Source organism: Burkholderia sp. Bmkn7, from assembly GCF_041103175.1.
GTDB classification, from domain to species: domain Bacteria; phylum Pseudomonadota; class Gammaproteobacteria; order Burkholderiales; family Burkholderiaceae; genus Burkholderia; species Burkholderia cepacia.
This window is the reverse complement of record NZ_JBGCUH010000001.1, coordinates 785,992-807,757: the sequence shown is the minus strand read 5'-3', so window position 1 is coordinate 807,757 and position 21,766 is coordinate 785,992. Positions and strand designations below refer to the sequence as shown.

General features: G+C 69.1%; 24 protein-coding genes. 18 read left to right on the top strand and 6 right to left on the bottom strand.

Going from position 1 to position 21,766, the window contains the following annotated elements; genetic code table 11:
* The first annotated feature begins 1 nt into the window (after window position 1).
* The gene (locus AB3K92_RS03540; protein WP_369464636.1) at window positions 2-1,780 is read left to right on the top strand and encodes a glycoside hydrolase family 15 protein; all 1,779 of its coding nucleotides are present in this window, start codon (window positions 2-4) and stop codon (window positions 1,778-1,780) included.
* A gap of 40 nt (window positions 1,781-1,820) precedes the next feature.
* Here AB3K92_RS03540 and AB3K92_RS03535 read toward each other — a convergent pair whose 3' ends face one another.
* Window positions 1,821-3,638, bottom strand: coding sequence for a thiamine pyrophosphate-requiring protein (locus AB3K92_RS03535; RefSeq protein WP_369464448.1), 1,818 nt, complete (start codon window positions 3,636-3,638; stop codon window positions 1,821-1,823).
* A 130-nt stretch (window positions 3,639-3,768) separates the two neighbouring features.
* Here AB3K92_RS03535 and AB3K92_RS03530 point away from each other — a divergent pair, with 130 nt between their 5' ends.
* The 14 genes from AB3K92_RS03530 to AB3K92_RS03465 all read left to right on the top strand — a co-directional run bounded on the left by AB3K92_RS03530 (window position 3,769) and on the right by AB3K92_RS03465 (window position 16,468).
* Window positions 3,769-4,869: an enolase C-terminal domain-like protein gene (locus tag AB3K92_RS03530; RefSeq protein WP_369464447.1), complete on the top strand. Its 1,101-nt coding sequence runs from the start codon at window positions 3,769-3,771 to the stop codon at window positions 4,867-4,869.
* A gap of 22 nt (window positions 4,870-4,891) precedes the next feature.
* Window positions 4,892-5,743, top strand: coding sequence for a hypothetical protein (locus tag AB3K92_RS03525; protein WP_059555705.1), 852 nt, complete (start codon window positions 4,892-4,894; stop codon window positions 5,741-5,743).
* Window positions 5,740-6,405 (top strand): gluconate 2-dehydrogenase subunit 3 family protein, encoded by a 666-nt coding sequence (locus AB3K92_RS03520; RefSeq protein WP_369464446.1) that lies wholly within the window; start codon window positions 5,740-5,742, stop codon window positions 6,403-6,405. Before AB3K92_RS03525 ends, AB3K92_RS03520 begins: the two co-directional genes overlap by 4 nt.
* Window positions 6,395-8,065 (top strand): GMC family oxidoreductase, encoded by a 1,671-nt coding sequence (locus tag AB3K92_RS03515; RefSeq protein WP_369464445.1) that lies wholly within the window; start codon window positions 6,395-6,397, stop codon window positions 8,063-8,065. The genes AB3K92_RS03520 and AB3K92_RS03515 overlap by 11 nt, the downstream gene beginning before the upstream one ends.
* 88 nt (window positions 8,066-8,153) lie before the next feature.
* On the top strand, window positions 8,154-8,537 hold the full coding sequence (locus tag AB3K92_RS03510) for a DUF305 domain-containing protein (protein ID WP_059492734.1): 384 nt from the start codon (window positions 8,154-8,156) through the stop codon (window positions 8,535-8,537).
* Between the two features lie 133 nt (window positions 8,538-8,670).
* Entirely contained in the window at window positions 8,671-9,183 is a 513-nt protein-coding gene (locus tag AB3K92_RS03505; protein WP_059485836.1) for a low affinity iron permease family protein, read from the top strand.
* Window positions 9,184-9,405: 222 nt separating this feature from the next.
* Window positions 9,406-9,882, top strand: a complete 477-nt coding sequence (locus tag AB3K92_RS03500; protein WP_059492961.1) for a BON domain-containing protein — start codon at window positions 9,406-9,408, stop codon at window positions 9,880-9,882.
* A gap of 112 nt (window positions 9,883-9,994) precedes the next feature.
* Window positions 9,995-10,477, top strand: a complete 483-nt coding sequence (locus tag AB3K92_RS03495; protein ID WP_059492735.1) for a DUF1641 domain-containing protein — start codon at window positions 9,995-9,997, stop codon at window positions 10,475-10,477.
* Window positions 10,478-10,615: 138 nt separating this feature from the next.
* Entirely contained in the window at window positions 10,616-11,992 is a 1,377-nt protein-coding gene (locus AB3K92_RS03490; RefSeq protein WP_369464444.1) for an HlyD family secretion protein, read from the top strand.
* A gap of 100 nt (window positions 11,993-12,092) precedes the next feature.
* Window positions 12,093-13,685 carry a DHA2 family efflux MFS transporter permease subunit gene (locus AB3K92_RS03485; RefSeq protein WP_060156584.1) on the top strand — a complete coding sequence of 531 codons (1,593 nt, stop codon included), beginning with the start codon at window positions 12,093-12,095 and terminating at the stop codon, window positions 13,683-13,685.
* Window position 13,686: 1 nt separating this feature from the next.
* Entirely contained in the window at window positions 13,687-15,315 is a 1,629-nt protein-coding gene (locus AB3K92_RS03480) for an efflux transporter outer membrane subunit (protein WP_369464443.1), read from the top strand.
* A 153-nt stretch (window positions 15,316-15,468) separates the two neighbouring features.
* Window positions 15,469-15,819, top strand: a complete 351-nt coding sequence (locus AB3K92_RS03475) for a hypothetical protein (protein WP_155637512.1) — start codon at window positions 15,469-15,471, stop codon at window positions 15,817-15,819.
* A 23-nt stretch (window positions 15,820-15,842) separates the two neighbouring features.
* Complete coding sequence (locus AB3K92_RS03470; protein WP_369464442.1) at window positions 15,843-16,211, top strand: hypothetical protein; 369 nt, start codon at window positions 15,843-15,845, stop codon at window positions 16,209-16,211.
* Between the two features lie 35 nt (window positions 16,212-16,246).
* Window positions 16,247-16,468 carry a hypothetical protein gene (locus AB3K92_RS03465; RefSeq protein ID WP_059587617.1) on the top strand — a complete coding sequence of 74 codons (222 nt, stop codon included), beginning with the start codon at window positions 16,247-16,249 and terminating at the stop codon, window positions 16,466-16,468.
* 23 nt (window positions 16,469-16,491) lie between these two features.
* Here AB3K92_RS03465 and AB3K92_RS03460 read toward each other — a convergent pair whose 3' ends face one another.
* Complete coding sequence (locus AB3K92_RS03460; RefSeq protein WP_059587615.1) at window positions 16,492-17,031, bottom strand: GNAT family N-acetyltransferase; 540 nt, start codon at window positions 17,029-17,031, stop codon at window positions 16,492-16,494.
* 380 nt (window positions 17,032-17,411) lie between these two features.
* On the opposite strand from AB3K92_RS03460, the gene AB3K92_RS03455 reads away from it, so the two are divergent.
* Entirely contained in the window at window positions 17,412-18,413 is a 1,002-nt protein-coding gene (locus AB3K92_RS03455) for an AraC family transcriptional regulator (RefSeq protein ID WP_124467788.1), read from the top strand.
* Between the two features lie 275 nt (window positions 18,414-18,688).
* Here AB3K92_RS03455 and AB3K92_RS03450 read toward each other — a convergent pair whose 3' ends face one another.
* The 3 genes from AB3K92_RS03450 to AB3K92_RS03440 all read right to left on the bottom strand — a co-directional run bounded on the left by AB3K92_RS03450 (window position 18,689) and on the right by AB3K92_RS03440 (window position 19,919).
* Entirely contained in the window at window positions 18,689-19,231 is a 543-nt protein-coding gene (locus AB3K92_RS03450; RefSeq protein ID WP_059485826.1) for a carboxymuconolactone decarboxylase family protein, read from the bottom strand.
* A 139-nt stretch (window positions 19,232-19,370) separates the two neighbouring features.
* Entirely contained in the window at window positions 19,371-19,592 is a 222-nt protein-coding gene (locus AB3K92_RS03445) for a hypothetical protein (protein ID WP_021158205.1), read from the bottom strand.
* A gap of 63 nt (window positions 19,593-19,655) precedes the next feature.
* A complete protein-coding gene (locus AB3K92_RS03440) occupies window positions 19,656-19,919 on the bottom strand; it encodes an HPr family phosphocarrier protein (protein WP_042973918.1) in 264 nt (87 codons plus the stop codon).
* A 357-nt stretch (window positions 19,920-20,276) separates the two neighbouring features.
* Here AB3K92_RS03440 and AB3K92_RS03435 point away from each other — a divergent pair, with 357 nt between their 5' ends.
* Together AB3K92_RS03435 and AB3K92_RS03430 are read left to right on the top strand one after the other, a co-directional pair.
* Window positions 20,277-20,621, top strand: a complete 345-nt coding sequence (locus tag AB3K92_RS03435; RefSeq protein ID WP_021158207.1) for a zinc ribbon domain-containing protein YjdM — start codon at window positions 20,277-20,279, stop codon at window positions 20,619-20,621.
* Between the two features lie 40 nt (window positions 20,622-20,661).
* A complete protein-coding gene (locus tag AB3K92_RS03430) occupies window positions 20,662-21,498 on the top strand; it encodes a spermidine synthase (protein WP_369464441.1) in 837 nt (278 codons plus the stop codon).
* A gap of 64 nt (window positions 21,499-21,562) precedes the next feature.
* Here the strand turns inward: AB3K92_RS03430 and AB3K92_RS03425 are convergent, their stop codons facing one another.
* The gene (locus AB3K92_RS03425) at window positions 21,563-21,748 is read right to left on the bottom strand and encodes a ribbon-helix-helix protein, CopG family (RefSeq protein WP_021158209.1); all 186 of its coding nucleotides are present in this window, start codon (window positions 21,746-21,748) and stop codon (window positions 21,563-21,565) included.
* Window positions 21,749-21,766: the final 18 nt, after the last annotated feature.

The following is a 21,766-nucleotide window of genomic DNA, read 5'->3' as shown; positions in this document are numbered from 1 at the left end:
GATGCGGATCGAGGATTACGCAATCGTCGGCGACGGCCGCAGCGCCGCGCTCGTCGCACGCGACGGCAGCATCGACTGGCTGTGCTGGCCGGACTTCGACTCGCCGCCGTGCTTTGCCGCGCTCGTCGGCACGCCGGAGAACGGGCGCTTCCGGCTGGCGCCGCGCGAAGGCTCGACCCATGCGCGGCGTCGTTACCTGCCCGGCACCGCGATTCTCGAAACGACGTTCGACACGCCATCGGGCTGCGTCGTCGTGATCGACTGGATGAGCTGGGCGGCGCCCGATCCGTGCCTGATCCGCAGCGTGCGCGGCGAGCGCGGGACGGTCGCGCTCGACATCGATCTCGGCGTACGTTTCGACTACGGCCGCGCGCTACCGTGGTGCCGACGCTTCGGCCGGCGCTGGCGGATGATGACGGGCGGCGATGCCATGTGGCTCGACACCGACGCGCGGCTGGACGTGCGGGGCGACAGGCTCGTCGGCACGACACGCATCGCGGCTGGCGAGCAGGCCGACTTCTGCATCAGCTACGCGCGTTCCTACGACCGGCCGCCGGCCGTGCCCGATGCGTACGCATCGCTGCGCGACACGCACGCGTTCTGGCGTGCGTGGTCCGCGTCCGGTGCGCCGGACGGTCCGTATCGCGACGCGACCGAGCGGGCGCTGATAACGGTGAAGCTGTTGTCGAGCGTGCACACGGGCGGGATCGTCGCGGCGCCGACGAGTTCGTTGCCTGAATGCCTCGGCGGCTCGGGCAACTGGGATTACCGGTTCTGCTGGCTGCGCGACGCGAGCTTCACGCTGCGCGCGCTCGTGCGCTGCGGATATCGTGACGAAGCGGCACGCTGGCGCGACTGGCTCGTGCGCGCGATTGCCGATCATCCGTCGCAACTGCAGGTACTGTATGCGGCCGACGGCGGGCGGCGCGCGGACGAATGGGAGGCCGCCCACCTGGCCGGCTACGAAGGCGCGCGGCCGGTGCGCTTCGGCAATGCAGCCGCCGAACAGCAACAGCTCGACGTGTACGGCGAGGTGCTGGCCGCACTGTACCAGGCGCGCCGCCACGGGCTGCCGCCCGACGACGACGCGTGGACGCTCGAGCGGCGGCTGATCGAGCATCTCGCGACCATCTGGCGCGAGCCGGACGAGGGGATCTGGGAAGTGCGCAGCGGCCGCCATCCGTTCACGTCGTCGAAGGTGATGGTCTGGGCCGCGGTCGAAAGCGCATATCGCTCCGCGCGCGCATTCGGCCATCATGCGCCGTTCGACGTTTGGCGGCGCTGGGCCGATACGGTGCGGGCGGAGGTCCTCCAGCACGGTTACCACGCGCAACTGGGCCGTTTCACCGACCGTTTCGACGGCGACGGGCTCGACATCAGCCTGCTGCTGATCCCGTTGACGGGAATGCTCGACGCGCGCGACCCGCACGTCGTCGCGACGGTTGCCGCGATCGAGCGCGAACTGATCGAGGACGGTCTGCCGTTCCGCTATCGCCCGCCGCGCTTCGCCGACGGCTGCGAAGGCGAGGAGGGCGCGTTTCTCGCCGCCGGGTTCTGGCTGGCGCAGGTCTACCGGATGCAGGGGCGCGACGACGACGCGCACGCGCTGTTCGAGCGGCTTCTCGGCCTGCGCAACGACGTCGGGTTGCTGTCCGAGGAGTACGACGTGAAGGCGCGGCGCATGTGCGGAAACTTTCCGTTCACGCTCGCGCAGGTCGGACTGGTGAACACGGCGCTCGCGCTGCGGGGCGACGGGCGGGACGACGTCGACTTCGGCTGACGCGCCGCGTCGCGCCGTTCCGCGCACGCGCGTGTTTTTGTTACGTCCCGTCCTTTCCGCCGTGTCCGCCGTGGCCCGGCAGCACGGCCGACAGCACCTGCCGCGCGGTTCCGACGATCACGCCGGTTTCGCGCGTATCGCCCTTCACCAGCGTCTCGGCAAAATGCTTCGCCTGCTGCAGCGTCACGTGCGGCGGCAGCGGCGGCACCTCGGGGTCGCTCTTCACCTCGAGCACGACGGGCCGGTCAGACGCGAGCGCTTCGTCCCACGCGGCGCCGAGCTGCTCCGGATCGTCGACGTAGATGCCCTTCAGGCCGAGCAGCGTCGCGAAGCGGTAGTACGGCACGTTCGGGATCTGCTGCGACGCGTCGAACTTCGGGTCGCCTTCCATCACCCGCTGTTCCCACGTGACCTGGTTCAGGTCCTCGTTGTTCAGCACCATGCAGATCCAGCGCGGGTCGGGCCACTGCCGCCAGTATTTGGCGACCGTGATCAGCTCGGCCATGTTGTTCATCTGCATCGCGCCGTCGCCGACCATCGCGATCACCGGGCGCACCGGGTGCGCGAACTTCGCGGCGATCGCGTACGGCACCGCGGCGCCCATCGACGCGAGCCCGCCGGACAGCGACCCCATCATCCCGCGCCGTATCATCAGGTCGCGCGCGTACCAGTTCGCGCAGGAGCCCGAATCGCTCGTCAGGATCACGTCGTCGGGCAGGCGCGGCGACAGTTCGGTGAACGCGCGCTGCGGATTCACGCCGCCCCCGGCGCTCGCCTTCGCGGCGGCACGCGCCGCGAGCGTGTCGCGCCAGTCGCGGTTCCATTTCGCGATCCGGTCGCGCCATGCGGTGTCGCGACGCTCGTTCAGCAGCGGCAGCAGCGCGCGCAGCGTCTCGGCGCTGTCGCCGACGAGGTTGACTTCCATCGGGTAGCGCAGGCTCAGCATGTCGGCCTTCAGGTCGATCTGCACGCCGCGCGCCTGGCCTTCCTTCGGCAGAAACTCCGAATACGGGAAGCCCGACCCGACGACCAGCAGCGTGTCGCATTCCGTCATCAGGTCGTAGCTCGGCTTGGTGCCGAGCAGCCCGATCGAGCCGGTGACCCACGGCAGGTCGTCCGGCAGTGCGGCCTTGCCGAGCAGCGCCTTCGCGGCGCCCGCGCCGAGCCGGTCGGCCACTGCGATCACCTCGTCGGTCGCCTTCAGCGCGCCGGCGCCGACCACTAGCGCGACTTTCGAGCCCGCGTTGAGCACGTCGGCCGCGCGCCGCAGGTCGTCCGCATACGGCACGACTTTCGGCGCCGTGTAGCCGATGCCCGAATGCACGGTGCCGTGCGCGCGTTTCGGCGGCGAATAGTCGAGTTCCTGCAGGTCGTTCGGCAGCACGAGCGCGGTGACCGTGCGTGCGCCGAGCGCGGTGCGCACGGCGCGGTCCACCAGGTGCCGCACCTGGCCCGGCACGGTTGCAAGCTGCACGAATGCGCCGGCGACGTCCTTGTACAGCGCGGTGAGATCGACTTCCTGCTGGTAGTGGCCGCCGAGTGCCGCGCGCGCCTGCTGGCCGACGATCGCGAGCACCGGCATGTGGTCGAGCCGCGCGTCGTACAGGCCCGTCACGAGGTGCGACGCACCGGGGCCCGACGTCGCGACGCAGACGCCGAGCTCGCCTGTAAATTTTGCATGCGCGGACGCCATGAAGGCCGCCATCTCCTCGTGGCGTGCCTGGATGAATTCGATCCTGCCTTCCGCGCGGCGCAGCGCGCCGAAGAAGCCGTTGATGCCGTCGCCCGGGTAGCCGTAGATGCGGCGCACGCCCCAGTCGTACAGCCGCTCGACGATGAAATCCGCCACTGTCGCCATGCCGATTCTCCTTGGATCCGAATGAGCCGATGCAGACCGTCGCGCAAGGCCTGTGCCGCACGGCCGGCGTCAGGCACACCGGTTGCACCGAATGTCCGCGAGCAAGTTGCAAGCAGACCGGAGCGCAACGATGGCACTTTCCACCGCACCGGCGATCGACGACGTGCGCGCTCGCGCGTACCGCATGCCGACCGACCGGCCTGAAGCCGACGGCACCTACGCGTGGACCGCGACGACCGTCATCGTCGTCGAGATCGACGCGGGACCCGTGACGGGGCTCGGTTATACGTATACGGACGCGAGCGCCGTGCCGCTCGTGACGTCGCTGCTGGCCGGTGTGTTGCGCAACCGGCCGGCGGTCGACGTGCCGGCCGCCGTCGATGCGATGCGGCGCGCCGTGCGCAATATCGGCCGTAGCGGCATCGCGGCCACCGCGATTTCGGCCATCGATGCCGCGCTGTGGGATGCGAAGGCGAAACTCGCCGACGCGCCGCTCGCGCTGCTGCTGGGCCGCGTGCGCGAACGCGTGCCGGTGTATGGCAGCGGCGGCTTCACGACCTACGATATGCGCACGCTCGCCGCGCAGCTCGACGGGTGGCGTGCCGAAGGCGTGCGCGCATGCAAGATCAAGGTCGGTGCGAACGACGTGCGCGATCCGTCGCGCGTGCGCGCGGCACGCGACGCGCTCGGGCCGCGTGTCGACCTGTTCGTCGACGCGAACGGCGCGTATGCGCCGCGCACCGCCGTCGAGTTCGCGCAGGCCGCCGCCGATTACGGCATTCGCTGGTTCGAGGAGCCGGTCAGCAGTGACGACGTCGCAGGGCTGCGGTTCGTGCGCGAGCACGTCGGCGCGCGGGTCGACATCGCGGCCGGCGAGTACGCGTACACGCCGGACGATTTCCTGCGCCTGCTCGAGGCACGCGCGGTCGATGTGCTGCAGGCCGACGCGACGCGCTGCGGCGGCATCAGCGGTTTTCTCGCCGCGGCCGCGTTGGCCGATGCGCATCACGTCGACCTGTCCGCGCATTGCGCGCCCGCGCTGCATCGTCATGTCGGATGCGTAGCGCCGCGCCTGCGTCATGTGGAGTGGTTTCACGATCACGTGCGCATCGAGCGAATGCTGTTCGACGGCGCGCCGGTGCTCGTCGACGGCACGCTCGGAATCGATGCGACGCGCGCCGGGCTCGGCCTCGAATTGCGCGCGGCCGACCTGCGCGATTTCGCACTCTGAATCCCGATCGCAAGGAGGCACGATGCGACACCCCCGAGATCGCGTCGCCGAGCGCGACAGGTTGCTGGCCGACGCCGTACGGCTGCTGAACCGAAGCGCGCTGCTGCTGGCCGGCTCGGTACTCGCCGACAGCGGCGTCGAACACTATCGCGGCACGTTTCACAATCGCGCGATGCTCGCGCCGCTCGCGATGTCGACGCTGTCGGTGATCGCGAGCGTGCACGGCCACGCGGACGACACGCCCGCACGCCACCGGCTGCGTGACGCCGTGCACGTCGCGTCGGCCGCAGTGGGTGTCGCGGGCGCTGCATTCCACCTGTACAACGTGACGAAGCGGCCCGGCGGCTTCAGCTGGCACAACCTGTTCTACGGCGCACCGCTCGGCGCGCCATTCGCGCTGTTGCTGGCGGGCGCGCTCGGCGCGGCGGGCGAGCGGCTGCGCGCGAGTCCGGCCGAGGCGCCACGGCTCGCCGGCCTGCCGGCCGGGCGCGCACTGGCCGCGCTGGTCGCGGCGGGGCTCGTCGGCACGCTCGGCGAAGTCGGGCTGCTGCATTTTCGCGGTGCGTTCCAGCATCGCGCGATGTTCGCGCCGCTCGTCGTACCGCCGATTGCCGCGCTCGCGACCGCGCAGCTCGCGCTGTCGCGCCGGAGCGCGGACTTGCGGTTCTGCCGCGTGTGGCTGCGCGCGACGGCGGTACTCGGGACCGTCGGCGTCGCGTTCCATGCGCGCGGCGTCGCGCGGCAGATGGGCGGTTGGGGCAATGCGGCGCAGAACGTACTGTCCGGCCCGCCGCTGCCGGCGCCGCCGGGCTTCACCGCACTCGCGATCGCGGGGCTCGCCGCCACCGCACTCGCCGAAGGGGAAGGGCAATGAGCGGTGTGCGCGGCAGCACGGCGGTCGCGCTGCCGCGCTATGCGGGTTACGACGTCCTTGCCAAACGTGACACGCCGTCATGGAACGACGCAACGCGTCGCGCGATCGATGCGCGGCTGCGGGTGGAGGACGCCGCGCCGCGTCATCTGGATGCCGAACGATTCGCGACGCTCGATGCGCTGTGCGCGCGCATCGTGCCGCAGGAGCCGGGCGATGCCGGCGTGGTCCCGACGGCGGCACTGCTCGACGCGCGACTCGCGGCTGATGAGGGTGACGGCTACCGCGATGCGCGTCTCCCGCCGCTGCGGGCCGCTTGGCAGACCGGCCTCGCCGCGCTCGACGCGATGGCGCACCATGCGCACGGCCGCGCGTTCGCTTCGCTCGACGCGAACGACGCCGACGTGCTGCTGCATGCGGTGCAGCACGGCGAAATCGATCGAAGCGTCGCGCCGGTCTGGGGTGGCATGGATCCGCGTACGTTCTTCGCGAAGCGAGTGCTGATGGATATCTGCGGTGCGTACTACAGCCACCCGTTCGCTTGGAACGAGATCGGCTTCGGTGGCCCCGCGAGCCCGCGCGGCTACGTGCGGATGGGATTCAACCGGCGTGACCCCTGGGAAGCTGAAGCGCGCGTGGACGAGGGCGACCGCGATGGCCATTGACACATCGCCGTTTCCCGAGACGCCGCGCGGCCGCGATGGCCGCGCGCCCGATCCGTTGCGCGTCGGCGGCTGGTCGCCGATGCGCATGTTCGGCGACCAAGACGAAGTCGACTTCGTGATCGTCGGCACCGGCGCGGGCGGCGCCACGCTCGCGTGCAAGCTCGCCGAATACGGGTTCTCGGTCGTCGCGCTCGATGCAGGCGCGTGGTGGCGGCCGCTCGAGGAATTCGCGTCCGACGAGACGCACCAGCACAAGCTGTTCTGGACCGACGAGCGGATCTGTGACGGCGCCGATCCGCTCACGCTCGGCACCAACAACAGCGGCCGTGCGATCGGCGGGAGCACCGTGCATTTCGCGATGGTGTCGCTGCGTTTCCGGCCCGAGTGGTTTCGCTCGCGTACCGCGCTCGGCTACGGCGTCGACTGGCCGCTCGACTGGCGCGAGATGTGGCGCTACTACGGCGAGGTCGAACAGGCGCTGAAGATCAGCGGGCCCGTGCGTTACCCGTGGGGACCGCCCCGCCCGCGCTATCCGTATCGCGCGCATGAACTGAATGCGGCCGCGCTGGTGCTCGCGCGCGGCGCGGACGCCCTCGGCATCGGCTGGACACCGACTCCGCTGGCGACGCTGTCCGCACCGCGCGGTCGCGCGCACCCGTGCGTGTATCGCGGCTTCTGCATTGCCGGCTGCGCGACCAACGCGAAGCAGAGTGCGCTCGTCACGTGGATTCCGCGCGCCGTCGCGGCCGGCGCCGAAGTGCGCGATCTCGCGATGGTGCTGCGGATCGAAGCGCAACGGGATCGCGTGACCGGCGTGCACTACGCCCGCGACGGGCGTATACGTTTCCAGCGCGCGCGCAACGTCGTCGTCGCCGGCTACGCGATCGAGACGCCGCGCTTGCTGCTGCTGTCCGCGACCGGGCGGCATCCGCAGGGGCTCGCGAACAGCTCGGGCCTCGTCGGTCGCTTCATGATGGCGCAGCTCAACCAGGCGTCGTGGGGGACGATGGACGACGAAGTGCGCTGGTACAAGGGGCCGCCGTCGCTGTCGCTGACCGAGCACTGGAACTACGCGGACGACGGCAAGGATTTCTTCGGCGGCTACTGCTGGATGAGCCAGGGGCCGCTGCCGATCGAATGGGCGAGAAAGCTGGCCGCGCGCGGGTTGTGGGGCGATGCGCTGAAGCGCGAGATGGCGCGCTACAACTTCCAGGCCGGGCTGAAGATCGTCGGCGAGACGCTGCCGCGCGCGGACAACCGCGTGACGCTCGCCGACGAGCGCGACGCGTTCGGGCTGCCGGTCGCGCGCGTGACTTATGCATACGACGACAACGACCGGCGGATGATCCGCCACGCGCTTGCGCAGATGGGGCGCGCGCTCGAAGCGGCCGGCGCACGCGACGTCTGGCACGAGGAGGACGATACCTGCCATCTCGCCGGGACCGCGCGGATGGGCAGCGATCCGGCGACGAGCGTCGTCGATGCAGACTGCCGCAGCTGGGACATTCCGAATCTGTGGGTGTGCGACGGCTCGGTGTTTCCGACCGTCGGCGGCGTGAATCCGTCGCTGACGATTCAGGCGATCGCGTGCCGCACCGCCGATCGAATCCGTACGCTGGTCGCGCGCGGCGACGCGGTTGCGCGTGCCCGGTGGCGGTGAACCACGCGCCGACGCGCTCGGCGATGCTCGAGCACGACAGGGGCGATCGCGTGTGACCCGTTTCAATCCTTTATCGAGGACTTACCCCATGCCAGCATTCCTTTGCTTGTCCGTGCGCCGGTGCGTCGCCGGTGCGGTGCTCGCGGCGTGCGCGTCGGCGCTGCCGGCGGCGGCCCAGTTGCGCCCCGCCGAACCGGCCAGCGTGCCCGATTCATCTACGCAGGCGTACAAGCGCGCCGACCAAAAAATGATGGACGCGATGGAGGCCGCACGGTACACGGGCGACGCCGACCGCGATTTCGTCGCCCACATGGCACCGCATCATCAGGGCGCGATCGACATGGCGCAGGTCGAGTTGAAATACGGAAAGGACCCGACGCTGCGGCAGCTCGCGAGCCGGATCGTCGCGGCGCAGCGCGACGAGATCGCGCTGATGGAGCGCTGGCAAAAGATGCACGGCAAGGCGCCGTGAGCGGCCGTGCGGCGCGGGCACGCACGTTGCTCCGCCTTTGGACGGCGCCCGCCTGCGGGCACGGAACCGCGTGCCGTTGCGTGTCGCGGGCCCGCGTGTGCGCCGATCTCGACATTTGTATCCGGGAGGCGCCATGCGTGAATCGAGCGATCCATCCAGTGTCCGGACGGGCCCGGACGGACAGGCTGCGACCGATCCCCGGGCGGTCACGGTCAGGCACCCCGTCACGCGCGCGTTCGAACGTTTCGCGTCGCGCGTGACCGTGTGGGCCGGCTCGCCGGTCGCGTTCGGCAGCGCGGTCGCCGTCACGGCGCTGTGGCTCGTCACCGGCCCGCTCTTCCACTACTCGGACGCATGGCAACTCGTCATCAATACCGGAACGACGATCATCACATTCCTGATGGTGTTCCTGCTGCAGCGCAACCAGAACCGCGACAGTGTCGCGATGCACCTGAAGCTCGACGAACTCGTGGCCGTCACGCACGCGGCGAGCGACCGGCTGATCGGGATCGAGGACGCGTCGGAGGAAGAGTTGCGCGCAATGGCGCAGACCTACCTCGACAAAGCGAAGCGGGTAGCCGCCCGGGACGCCGATCCGGATGCCGATTGCGACCGCGAACCGGCCGAACCTTCGCCGGAATCATGACGGACGTGACGCTGCAGGGCTGCGCGCGATCGGGGCGCGACCCGCGGACGATTTTTCAACCGCTTGTCATTTCTGTCCATGCACCCCGGCATGCAGGGCATCCGCGCGATGAACGCATGGCAGCGCGCCGTCTTCCGGCGGGTGCAGGGCGCACAGGGAACGACACGTGCTGCACCTCGCGACGAAACCCCGGTCGTTCCGGGGGTTGCCTACGGTGCTGCCATGAACGCCAGACCTCCTTTTTACCCGTTGTTGAATCTTGCGGTAGCCGTTGCGTGCGGCGCGGCCGCGATGTACTTCCTCGATCCGGCATCGGGCCGGCGCCGGCGTGCGTACCTGCGCGACAAGGCGGCCTCGGGCCGGCACGGCGTGACCGATTATGCGAATGCGCAGGCGAGGCGGGTGGCCGACCATGCGCGGGGCGCGATCGCAGGCCTGCGTGCGGACTGGCTTGCGGGCGATGCAGGCGACGCCCAGGTAGCCGAGCGCGTGCGTTCGGCACTCGGCCGGCTGGCCGGCCATCCACGCGACGTCGAAGCGATCGTCGAACACGGGCATGTGCGGCTCAGCGGGCAGATCGACGAGGCCGAGCGGCGAACCGTCGTCGACGGTGTGGCCGCGCTGCATGGCGTGGAGACAGTCGAGGACGCGATGGGCGCGCGCAGCGAGTACAAGGTGCCGCCCGGCCACTCGCGCTGACAGCGGCGTTTGCCGGCGATGCGGTGAGCCGCGCAACGCACGAACTACGAACTCGGCGCATGCGGCGTCGCTCGAGCGGCGGCTGCCGCGCGCCTCACCTGGAGCACAGCCGATGATCGAACGTCCGTCCGGCGACTCGACGCCGCCGCACGCGGAGCCCGGTGCGCACGAAGCGCTCGAGCACCTGCTCGGCAGCCTGCACCGGCATGGATTCCTGCATCTGGCGAGCGAGGTCGTCGGCGCGAACGCGCGGCTGGCCGATACGTTCGTCGATGCACTCGACAAGCCGGGCATGCAGAGCGGGATGCAGAATCTCGCGGTGCTGTTGATGGCGCTGTCGCGCATTCCGCCGGAGCAGTTCGGCAAGGCCGTGTTCGCGGCCGCGGATGCGCTGCATCACGTCGGCGCATGGCAGCCGGCGCAGCACGAGCATGTCGCGCCCGGCGTGCGCGGCGCGTACCGGCTGCTGCACGATGAAGCGCTGTGGGACGCGCTGACGCCGTTGCTCGAGGGCCTGAAGGTGTTCGCGCAAGGGCTGGCGCGCGATCCGGAGGCGCCCGTCACAGCGTCCGGCGGGAAGGCGACTGGTACGTGACGATGCTCCGGCGTTTTTCGGCCGTATCGGCGGCCCGGCGCTTCGCCTGCTGCGCCCGGGCCCGACGTTTGCTGGATGACGTGCGACGCGGCCGGCGCGTGCAATGACGTACGCGGCCGCCGCCAGGAGCGCCATTTGATGCCCGATGCCATTCCGTGTCCGTTGTCCATACCCGAGCGATTCGGCTTCGCGCCGTCGCGTGCATCGATCTCCGGATGGCGTGAGGGCCGGGCGCGCGTGACGGGGAAATCCGGCGAACCGGCCGGCCGGAACGGTGACGGTCTGGCACCGGCCGCCGTCGCGCGTGCGGGCGACGACGATCGGCCCGGCGGCAACGGCGACGGCCCGGCACCGCGCCGCGACGACGAACGTTCGACCGATGCCCCGGGTGGCGGCGGAGGCGACGGCCATCCGCACGACGATCGCGGCGGACGTACCGGTGGCGATGGAGACGGCGGCCACGGCGAAGGCGAACGCAAACGTCCCGGCAAGAAGCCGCTCCTCGTCTTCGGCGCGATGCTGTGCGTGCTGCTCGTCGCGGGCCTGGTCTGGTGGCTCGCCACGCGCGACCAGGAAAGCACCGACGACGCGTACACCGACGGCAACGCGGTCGCGGTGGCGCCGCACGTGTCCGGTTACGTGACACGGCTCGCGGTCGACGACAACACGTTCGTGCGACGCGGTGACGTGCTCGTCGAGATCGATCCGCGCGACTACCGCGCGCAGGTCGACGCAGCGCAGGCGCAGCTCGGCCTCGCGCAGGCCCGGCTCGATGCGGCGCGCGTGCAGCTCGACATCGCGCACGTGCAGTATCCAGCCCAGTACCGGCAGGCACGTGCGCAGATCGAATCGGCGGAAGCCGCCTATCGACAGGCGCTCGCCGCGCAGGAGCGGCAGCGCGCGGTCGATGCGCGCGCGACGTCGCAGCAGGCGATCGACGCTGCCGACGCGCAACGCACGAGCGCCGATGCGAACGTCGCGATGGCTCAGGCGCAGGCGCGCACCGCGAGCCTCGTGCCGCAGCAGATCCGCCAGGCGGAGACGGCCGTCGAGGAGCAGCGCCAGCAAGTGTTGCAGGCGCGCGCGCAGCTCGATACCGCCGCGTTGAACCTGTCGTACTGCGAATTGCGTGCGCCGTCGGACGGGTGGGTGACACGGCGCAATGTGCAGCTCGGCTCGTTCCTGCAGCCGGGCACGTCGATTTTCCTGCTTGTCGCGCCGCGCGTATGGATCACCGCGAACTTCAAGGAATCGCAGCTGGAACGGATGCGCGTCGGCGATCGCGTCGACGTGTCCGTCGACGCGTATCCCAGCCTCGACCTGCACGGCCACGTCGACAGTATTCAGCTCGGCAGCGGTGCGCGCTTTTCCGCGTTTCCGGCCGAGAACGCCACCGGCAATTTCGTGAAGATCGTGCAGCGCGTACCGGTGAAGATCGTGCTCGACGGTCCGCTGCCGAACCGTCCGCCGCTCGGTCTCGGTCTGTCGGTCGAGCCGACCGTGCATTTGAAATGAACAGCCGCCGCATGTTGCGCCGGCATACGGCGGCCGGCCCCGACCGGAGCGTTCCGATGCCCGACACTCGCTTGCCGTTCCCGCTTCGCGGACTCCGCCGATGAACCGGCCGTCCGACCGAAACGGTGAGCCGGGCGACGCATGGCGTCCGGCCTCGAACCCGTGGCTCGTCGCGATCGTCGTCACGCTCGCCGCATTCATGGAAGTGCTTGACACGACGATCGTCAACGTCGCGCTGCCGCATATCGCGGGCACGATGTCGGCGAGCTACGACGAAGCGACCTGGACGCTCACGTCGTACCTCGTCGCGAACGGCATCGTGTTGCCGATCTCGGGTTTCCTTGGACGCCTGCTCGGCCGCAAGCGCTACTTCGTGCTGTGCATCGCCGCTTTCACGGTGTGCTCGTTCCTGTGCGGCGTGGCGACCAATCTCGGCGAACTGATCGTGTTTCGCGTGCTGCAGGGGCTGTTCGGCGGTGGCCTGCAGCCGAACCAGCAGTCGATCATTCTTGACACGTTCCCGCCCGAAGAGCGCAACCGCGCGTTCTCGATCTCGGCGGTCGCGATCGTCGTCGCGCCGGTGCTCGGGCCGACGCTCGGCGGCTGGATCACCGATCACTTTTCGTGGCGCTGGGTGTTCCTGCTCAACGTGCCGATCGGTGCGCTGACCGTGCTCGCGGTGATGCAGCTCGTCGAGGACCCGCCCTGGCGGCGCGGCGCCGAACGCGGGATCTCCGTCGACTACATCGGCATCGGGCTGATCGCGATCGGGCTCGGTTGCCTGCAGGTGATGCTCGACCGCGGCGAGGACGAGGACTGGTTCGGCTCGCCGCTTATCCGGATATTCGCGGTGCTGTCGGCACTGGGTCTCGTCGGCGCGACGCTGTGGCTGTTGCGCGCGAAAAAGCCGGTGGTCGACCTGTCGTGCCTGCGCGATCGCAATTTCGCGCTCGGCTGCGTGACGATCGCGACGTTCGCGGCTGTGCTGTACGGCAGCGCGGTGATCGTGCCGCAACTCGCGCAGCAACATCTCGGCTATACGGCGACGCTTGCGGGGCTCGTGCTGTCGCCGGGCGCGCTGCTGATCACGCTCGAAATTCCGTTCGTGAGCCGGCTGATGCCGCATGTGCAGACACGCTATCTCGTCGGGTCCGGCTTCGTGCTGCTGTGCGGCGCGCTCGCCTATTCGCGCATGCTGGTGCCCGACATCGACTACCGGCATCTCGTGATGATCCGGTGCGCGCAGTCGCTCGCGATTGGCTTCATGTTCGTGCCGATCACGACGCTCGCGTACCTGACCGTGCCGCGACGGCTCAACGACGATGCGTCCGCGCTGTTCACGATGTTCCGCAACGTCGCGGGTTCGATCGGCATTTCGCTATCGACCGCGCTGATCCGCGAGCGTACCCAGGCGCGGATGGCGCATCTGTCCGGGCACATGTCGCCGCTGTCGCAGAACTTCCAGGCCGCGCTGCAGGACAACGCGCGCGCGATCGGCGAGCTGACCGGCGGACCGCCGTCGGTCGCGCTGCAAACGGCCACCGGGCGGCTGTATGAAACCTTCGTGCTGCAGGCGACGATCCTCGCCTATATCGACGTGTTCGCGTTGCTCGCGGTGTTCTGCGCGTTCAGCATTCCGTTGACGTTCCTGTTCTCGCCGGTGAAAGCGGCGCGCGGTGCGGGAGGGCATTGAGATGCGCATGCGCCGACACGATCGTAGCCGCCGGGAGTGCCTCGTGCGCGGCACGGCGATTGCACTGGTTGCATGCGCAACGTTATCGGGTTGTACCGTCGGCCCCGATTACAAGCCGCCGCACGCCGACATGCCGGACACCTGGCATGCGATGCATGCCGATGCGCAGGCGGCCCCGGACACCGCCATGCGGTCGTCGCCCGTGACCGACGTCGATCCTGATCCGCGCTGGTGGCAGGCGTTCGGCGATCCGCTGCTCGACAGGCTCGTCGAGCGCGCGGCACAAGACAATCTCGGCGTGCAGGCTGCCGTGCTGCGTATCGCACAGGCGCGGGCGCAGGTTCGCGCGGCCGCTGCGCAGGGTTTGCCCGACGTGCGCGCGAACGCGAGCTATCAGCGTGAACAGCTCGGCCTGAAAGGCATCGTCGAGGAGCAGGGCATCGACCGCCGCGTCGACCAGCTCGGCGCACCGGGCTCGCCGCTCGACCGGTTCGGGCCGGGTACCGGCGCGAGCGCGCGGCGAGGTGCGCAAGACGCGCTCGATGCCCTCGAGGCGCCGGTCAACCTGTGGCAGGCCGGATTCGACGCATCGTGGGAACTCGACCTGTTCGGGCGCGTGCGCCGCTCGGTCGAATCGGCCGATGCGCAGGCGCGTTCAGCGATCGCGAGCCGCGACGACGCGCTGCTGTCGCTCGAGGCCGAAGTCGCGCAGACCTATCTGCAACTGCGCGGCGCCGAGGCACAGCGCGCGCTTGCCGACGACCTGCAACGTGCGCAGCACGACCTGCTCGATCTCACGCGCGAGCGGGCAGCGCACGGGCTGGCGAGCGATCTCGACGTGCGCAGTGCCGACGCGCGGCTCGCACAGATTCGCGCGCAGTTGCCGCAATTCGACCAGCAGATCGTGCTGCTGCGCAATGGTCTCGCGTACCTCGTCGGCGGTGCGCCTGGCGCGCTCGACGACTGGCTGGCCGCCCCGCGGGCGTTGCCGGGCGTGCCGCCGACCGTGCCGGTCGGCCTGCCGTCGACGCTGGCGCGGCGACGCCCCGATATTCGCCGCGCGGAGGCCGACCTGCATGCGGCCACCGCCGATGTCGGCGTCGCGGTCGCGCAGTTCTATCCGGACATCTCGTTGACCGGGCAGGTGGGCCTGCGCGCTTCGCACGTGCGTGAACTTGCTCACTGGTCGCATCTGTTTTATGCGTTCGGGCCTGCCGTGTCGCTGCCGGTATTTTCCGGTGGTGCGCTCGTGTCGAACCTGCGGCTGTCGCAAGCGCGCCAGGCCGAAGCGGCCCTGGCTTACCGGCAAGCCGTGCTGGTTGCGCTGCGCGACGTCGACAACGCGCTGGCCGCGTATCGCACCGACCAGGCGCGCGCGACCGCGCTCGACGATGCGGCGAAGGCCGAACAGGGCGCGCTCGAACTGGCACGCGACCGTTACCGCAAGGGATTGTCGCCGTTCCTCGACGTGCTCGACGCCGAGCGACAGTGGTCGGAGGGGCGCCAGCAGGCGGAGCAGGGCGCATTGCAGACCACGACCGATCTCGTCGCGTTGTACAAGGCGCTGGGTGGAGGATGGCCGGCCAGCACGGCCGCGGCTTTGGGCAGGGACACGGCGTCCGGGCGATAGCGGCAAGCGCGCGGCGTTACCGTGCCTGTCGGCCGGATGACCGTCGGAGCGGATGGTCCTGACGAGTCGTTCGTCAGACGCGGTCACCATGATGTCGGTACCGCGTCGTCGCAGAAGCGACGCGGATGATACGGTGCAGAATTTCGCCGAAATGTGGCGAAATCTGAATCCGGGGATGACACGCAGCTATCGGGAAGTCGCCGCTGCCGGGCGGAACGCGCGAAGCGGGCGGCATCCAGCACGCGCGTGTTGCCGAAGCGCTTCGATGCGATGTCCGGCAGCGGCGCGGCTGAGCGGGGGCCGTCGAACATGCCTCCGGCGAAACCGTTTGCGGAATTCCACCGTCTCGAACGCCGCCTGTACGAGTCGATCCCCCGCCAGGCAAGGTTACTCGACATTTCATTACAAAATATTACCGATGTCGCCGCGTATCGTTCCCTACAATTTCGCTTCCTGATGCGCGCGCATGATGCGCCGCGATTTCGTCCGTCATGCGGACGGTGACAGGCAACTGACGGGAAGGCGACATGATGCCGTGGCAAGTCGTGCAGAGTCTCGAAGCGCTCACGAACGCGATCGAAGCCGCTGTGGCGCGGGCCGACTGGGCCGAGGCCGTCCGGGCCGCCGAGACGCGTTCGCGGTTCGTGCTTGCGCTCGCGCCCGATCAGCCGGACGAGGTCGTGTCGGCGCTCGGGAGAATGCAGGAGACCGATGTCCGGATCTCCATCGTCGCACGCGAAACGTTGCAGGCGCTCGTCGCCGAGGGCTGGGCGGCGTTGCACGAAACGCAGGCGGCGACGCATGCGTTGCAGGCCGGGCAGCGCGCGCTCGACGCGGACGCTGCGGCATCGCGATGCGCGTCCCGCGCCGACACGCGATTCGCGCTCCGTCATTGAGCGCGATGCAGATATCCGCTTTCTTGGGTGGCAGGATGAGATTCAGAAAACGTACCGCCTACGTCGACGCCACACGATGGTTCGTCGATGGCGACCATGACCGGGTGGCGCGGCGCCACGGCACGTGGGCAGTCGCGACGCCGGAAGGCTGGCGTCCGGTGAAGCCGGGCGACTGGATTCTGCTCGACGAAAGCGGGAACTGCTGGCCGATGGACAACGGCCTCTTCCTGCGCTTTTACGAACCGGTCGTGGACTGACGTGACCGACGGACCACGCTCGCCTATCGGCGCTTGCGCGAAAACAGCAACGAATCGGCGTCGTTGAAGCGGATACGCTGCGGCTCGCCATAACCCGCTTTCTCCGCGACGCGAATCGACGCAACGTTGGTCGGCTTGATCACGCATACGCTGCGCTCGAACCGCTGCTGCCCGTCGAGCCACGCAAGCGCGGCCGCGAGCGCCTCGGTCGCGTAGCCGTTGCCGTGCGCCCACGTCGCGAGGGCCCAGCCGGCTTCCGGCACGCCGCGAATCGACGGCTCGATGAGCCGGTGGAAATCGGCGAAGCCGAGGTCGCCGACATAGCGGCCCGACGCCTTCTCGCGAATCGCCCAGTAGCCATAACCCAGCAGCGGCCACAGCCCGCGATACGCGAGCATGCGCATCCACGAGTCGCGCGGCGCGGACGGCTCGCCGTTGAAGATGTGCTCGACGACCTTGGGCTCGGCCCACATCGTGGCGAGCGCGTCGAAGTCGCCGAGCGGATGGCCTTCGAGGATGAGGCGCGGCGTGTCGAGAACGGGCGGGGAAGAGACAGGCGGCATCGTGGTTTCCGGAAAGAAGGGGGCGCATGGGACGGCCGGGCCGTCGGCACGTCGATGCCGCGCTGGTCGGGGCCCGTTCACGCGCTCGCCGGCAGGTCGGGCGGCGGTGTTGGTCGGTGAGCGGCGGCATGCGATCGGCGGTACACGAGCGCGGCACGCTGCGAGCGGGCAGGTCCATTTCGGCAAGACAGGGCGCGGGAATGATAGCAAAACCCCTGTCGCGGCGGGCGTCGCGTCCGGCGGCCTCCGGCGGCCGCGAGTGACGCCGGTGCATCGACGGCGTCGAACCGGAAACGTGCGCGATTGCAGCGGCCGACCGCGCGATAATCGGACTTTCATGCGGCGCACGCCGCACTTCCGATGTGCGTTCACCCCTCGACATGACACTCGAATCCGACTGGCTGAGCCGCTTCATGGCGCTCGTCACGGTCACCGGGAAGCTCGAAATCCGCTGCGCGTTCGGCGCGCCGTGGGCGGTCACGTATGAAAGATCGCCTGCGTGCGAGATTCCGTATCACGTGGTGCTGCGCGGCCGCGCGATCCTCGAGAATCCCGACGACGGCTCCGTGCGCGAACTCGGCGGCGGCGATCTCGTGCTGTTGCCGCACGGTTCCCCGCATGTGCTCCACGACGGCAGCGGGTTGCCGCCGGTGCCGGCGGTCAAGCGGCCCGGCGGTCACGTCTTCATCGGCGAGAACGCGGGCACCGGCGAGCGGCTGGACATGCTGTGCGGACGTTTCGTGGTCGCGCCGCCGCACGACCGGCTGATCCGGCGCCACTTGCCGGCCGATCTCGTCGTGCGCGCGGTGGCGGACAGCCGCACGGCGGACGCGCTGGCCGCCACCGCGCGGCTGACCGCCCTCGTGGAACTGATGCGCGCGGAATCGCTCGAGCAGCAACTCGGCGGTCTCGCGATCCTCGACGCGCTGTCGGCGGCGCTGTTCGCGCTCGCGCTGCGCGCGATCAGCGAGTCGGGGCAGGCGCCGACCGGCCTGCTGGCGCTGGCCGGCCAGCCGCGCCTCGCGCCCGCGATCGTCGCGATGCTCGACGATCCGGCAAGGCCGTGGACGCTGCCCGATCTGGCCGCGCTGTGCAGCATGTCGCGCGCGACCTTCATGCGCCATTTCCAGTCGAAACTCGGGCACTCGGCCGCCGATCTGCTGACGGATATCCGGATGAGCCTCGCCGCGAATGCGCTGCGCCGGCCGTCGGCCAGCGCGGAGGCCGTGTCGGCCGACGTCGGTTATCAGTCGGTGGCTGCGTTTCGCCGCGTGTTCACGCGCTGGGCGGGGATGACGCCAGGTGAATGGCGGCGCCAGTCGTTCGGTGGTCCGCGCGATGCGGCGGCATTGGACGACGGCGAGGCCGGCGATGCGGAGTAAACGCGAAGGAGGCGGCGCCTGCTGCGGTTCGATGCAATCGCAGGCGGATCAGCCAGATGTCGGCGCACGGTTCGATGCCGGGCCCATTGCTACGGTTGTCCGGCCCGACGAACCACTCGACGAACAGCGCGGCACCTTGGATTTTCCGATCCCCCAGGCAGCACCGTGGCCGTCCTCCGGGCGGCACGCCCGCCGCGGCTATGGAGCCGGCGACGGGCGCGATCGAAACGGCAGCGGCAGCGCATGCCGTCCCGATGTTCTTGCAGCCGCGCGACTTACTTCACAGGCGGGAAATCGACGACCGTGTCGTTGATGCGATTGAACGTGTTGGTGAAGATCGTCAGCGCGATCGCGAGCGAGATTTCCGCGAGTTGCGTGTCCGTGTAGCCGGCTTCGCGGATCGCGGCGAATTCGTCGTCGGTGATCGTGCCGCTCGTCCGTTGCAGGTTCAGCACGAAACGGATCAGTGCGTCGCGCTTCGCGTCGCCGGTGTTCGGCTCGCGCGAACGGATCGCGCGCAGTGCGTCGGCCGACAGGCCGCTCATCTTGCCGAGCAGGTTGTGCGCGGCGACGCAGTAGTCACACCCGGTATCGGCGCTGACGAGCAGCTTGATCGTTTCGAGATCCTGCCGGGTCAGCGTGCCGCCGGCGAGCACGCCTTCGGCGTCGAGCACGGCCGCGAGCGCGTTCGGCGCGAGATGGCCGACGGCGGCGAACAGGTTGGGGACAGTGCCGCCGGCGACCTTGCGGACTTGTGCGTACACGTCGGCGGTTGCGCCGGTGGCGGTTTCGATGGCGGGGATGGCGATGCGGCTCATGACTGGCTCCTTGATCGGAAAGTTGACGCCCGTTCGTTCGGGGTGACTCCACTTTAGAAGCGCAGGGCGATCCTCATAAGGCGAAAAATCGCCATTGTGATGCTCAAAAGGATCAAGTCGATTCGCCGCCGCCGGCGGTCTACTTCCGGCTTTTCAGGAAGGTCCGCCCTTCGGCCGTGATCGACGCGCCGGAGCGGCCGTGTGCGGAATGGCTGACGAAGCCCGCGCTGACGAGTTCCCGCGCGATCGACCAGCCGAGCGCGGGCGCATCGCGCCCGTAGCGGACGTCGGCGAGGCGCTCGAGCGCCCAGATGGCGGAGGCCGACAGGTTCGGGGTGTTGGACGTGAAGTTGTCGCTCATCGCTTCCTCGTGAAAAGGGGATTCGGGGTGGGCGGGATGCCGTGACGCCGGGTGGTGCGCGAATCAGCGCGCTTGCAGTACGGGCAGCAGCGCCTGCAGCGCCGCCTCCTCGTCGGGGCCGGTGGCCAGCACTTGCGCGGACGTGCCGCCGTGCACCTGCAGCGCTGCGACGGCGGCGCTGTCCTTCGCGTTGCTGCTGATCCCGTTCGCGATCAGCAGGATGTCGCTGTCGAAGCCGCGCGCCGCGTCGACGGCTGCTTTTCGTGCGGCGCCGCCGCGGTTGCGGTTCCACGCGGGGCCGATTTCAACGTACACGACGGTTGCCACGATGTCGGAAAGCCTCTGAACGGAGAATCGGTGTGCGGTGCCGGGCCGGCGCTGCGCCTGGCGCGCGTGAAACACGCTTTCCCGCGGAACCCGGAGAAGCCGGCGGCGAGGCCGGGGTGTGTGCATCCTGCGTGGATGTGCCGGCATTCTCGGGGAAACAGGTTGCAAATCCGGCGAACGGCACGAAAACGCCGATTATAATACAGCGATCAAGATATGTGAATTGCATTATAATGCCGTGTGCGCCGACGGCGGTCCGCCGATCCGTCGGCGTGTGCCGTCAGGCCGGCCGGGCGACGCTGCCAGCGCGCCCGGCATTTTTATCGACGACCCAACTCATCCCGAATGGAAGCTGCAATGAACGCCGCCCCCGCCTGCCCGCAATGCGCGATGGAAAACACTTACCCGGACGGCACGCTGACCGTATGCGCGGACTGCGGCCATGAATGGTCGGCCGGTGCCGGCGCCGAAACCGGTGACGAGCCTGCCGGCGACGTCGTCAAGGACGCGAACGGCAACGTGCTGTCGGATGGCGATTCGGTCGTGCTGATCAAGGACTTGCGCGTGAAGGGCTCGTCGATCACGCTGAAGATGGGTACCAAGGTCAAGAGCATCCGGCTCGTCGGCGGCGATCACGAGGTCGACTGCAAGACCGACATGGGCGGCTTCATGCTGAAGGCCTGCTACCTGAAGAAGGTCTGAGTGCACCCGCGCCAATCGACTGCTTGATCGACTTCCCGCTATGGCCGAGGAACGATTTTCCTACGATGCGTTCGTCAGGTTCCTGGCGACGCCGCTGAACGACGGCCGGCCTTTCGTGCTGGAGACGCAGCACGCGCTTTCGCTCCATTTCGACCATTTCGGCACGCAGAGCTTCATGTCGCTCCGGGATCCGGGCCGGCTCGAGCTCGGCTATACACGCGTGATGATGGGCTTTCTGCTGCTGCAGCCGGAGCCCGCGCATATCTGCATGCTCGGGCTCGGCGGCGGTTCGCTGGCGAAGTACTGCTACCGGCACCTGCCCGGTGCGGCGATCGACGCGGTCGAGATCAACCCGGACGTGATCGCGCTGCGGGACGTATTCAGGATTCCTGCCGATGACGGCCGGTTCAAGGTGGTGTGCGCCGACGCCGCGGATCACCTGGAAAGGGCGGAGATCCGGACGAACGTGATCCTGCACGACGCGTTCGTCGCGGACGGCATGCGTGGCCGGTGCACGGGTGCCGCATTCCTCGCTGCGTGCCGGGCGCGCCTGAGTGATACCGGCGTACTGGCGATCAACTTCATGGACGACGATCCGGCGTTGCCGCAACATCTCGAGCAACTGCGAGCGGTGTTCGGTGCGTCGTATACGCTGGTGCCGTGCGGCGACGACAACAACTACATCGCGTTTGCGTGGAAGGGCGGCCAGCGGCTGCCGTCACTCCGCATCCTGCTCGAACGCGCACTTGCGTGCGCACAGGCCGGCGAGCTCAAGCTGGGAGCCACGGCGAGACGCATGAAGGCCGGGGAGTGCATCGAGCCGCAGCGGCTGGTGCAGCGTACGCAGCCTCCGGGGCGGTGGGAGATCGGAGCGTAATCGGTGTTGAGCGGCATTAAGCGGCATTAATGCGCCGCAGCATGCGTGGCCGGTGGGGCCGCGCTTACTTCACGCGCTTGCCGAGCGCGCTCTTGGTCTTGTACGTCACGCCGTGACGGTCGAGATACTCGCGGATCAGTTGCCGCACGACTTGCGAAGGCGTGAGGTCCTGCTCTGCGCAGAGCATCTCGAATGCTTCCTTCTTCGCGGGATCGATCAGGACGGTCAGGCGGGCGGTTTTTGTTTCCATTGCGGGGCGAGGGTGGTC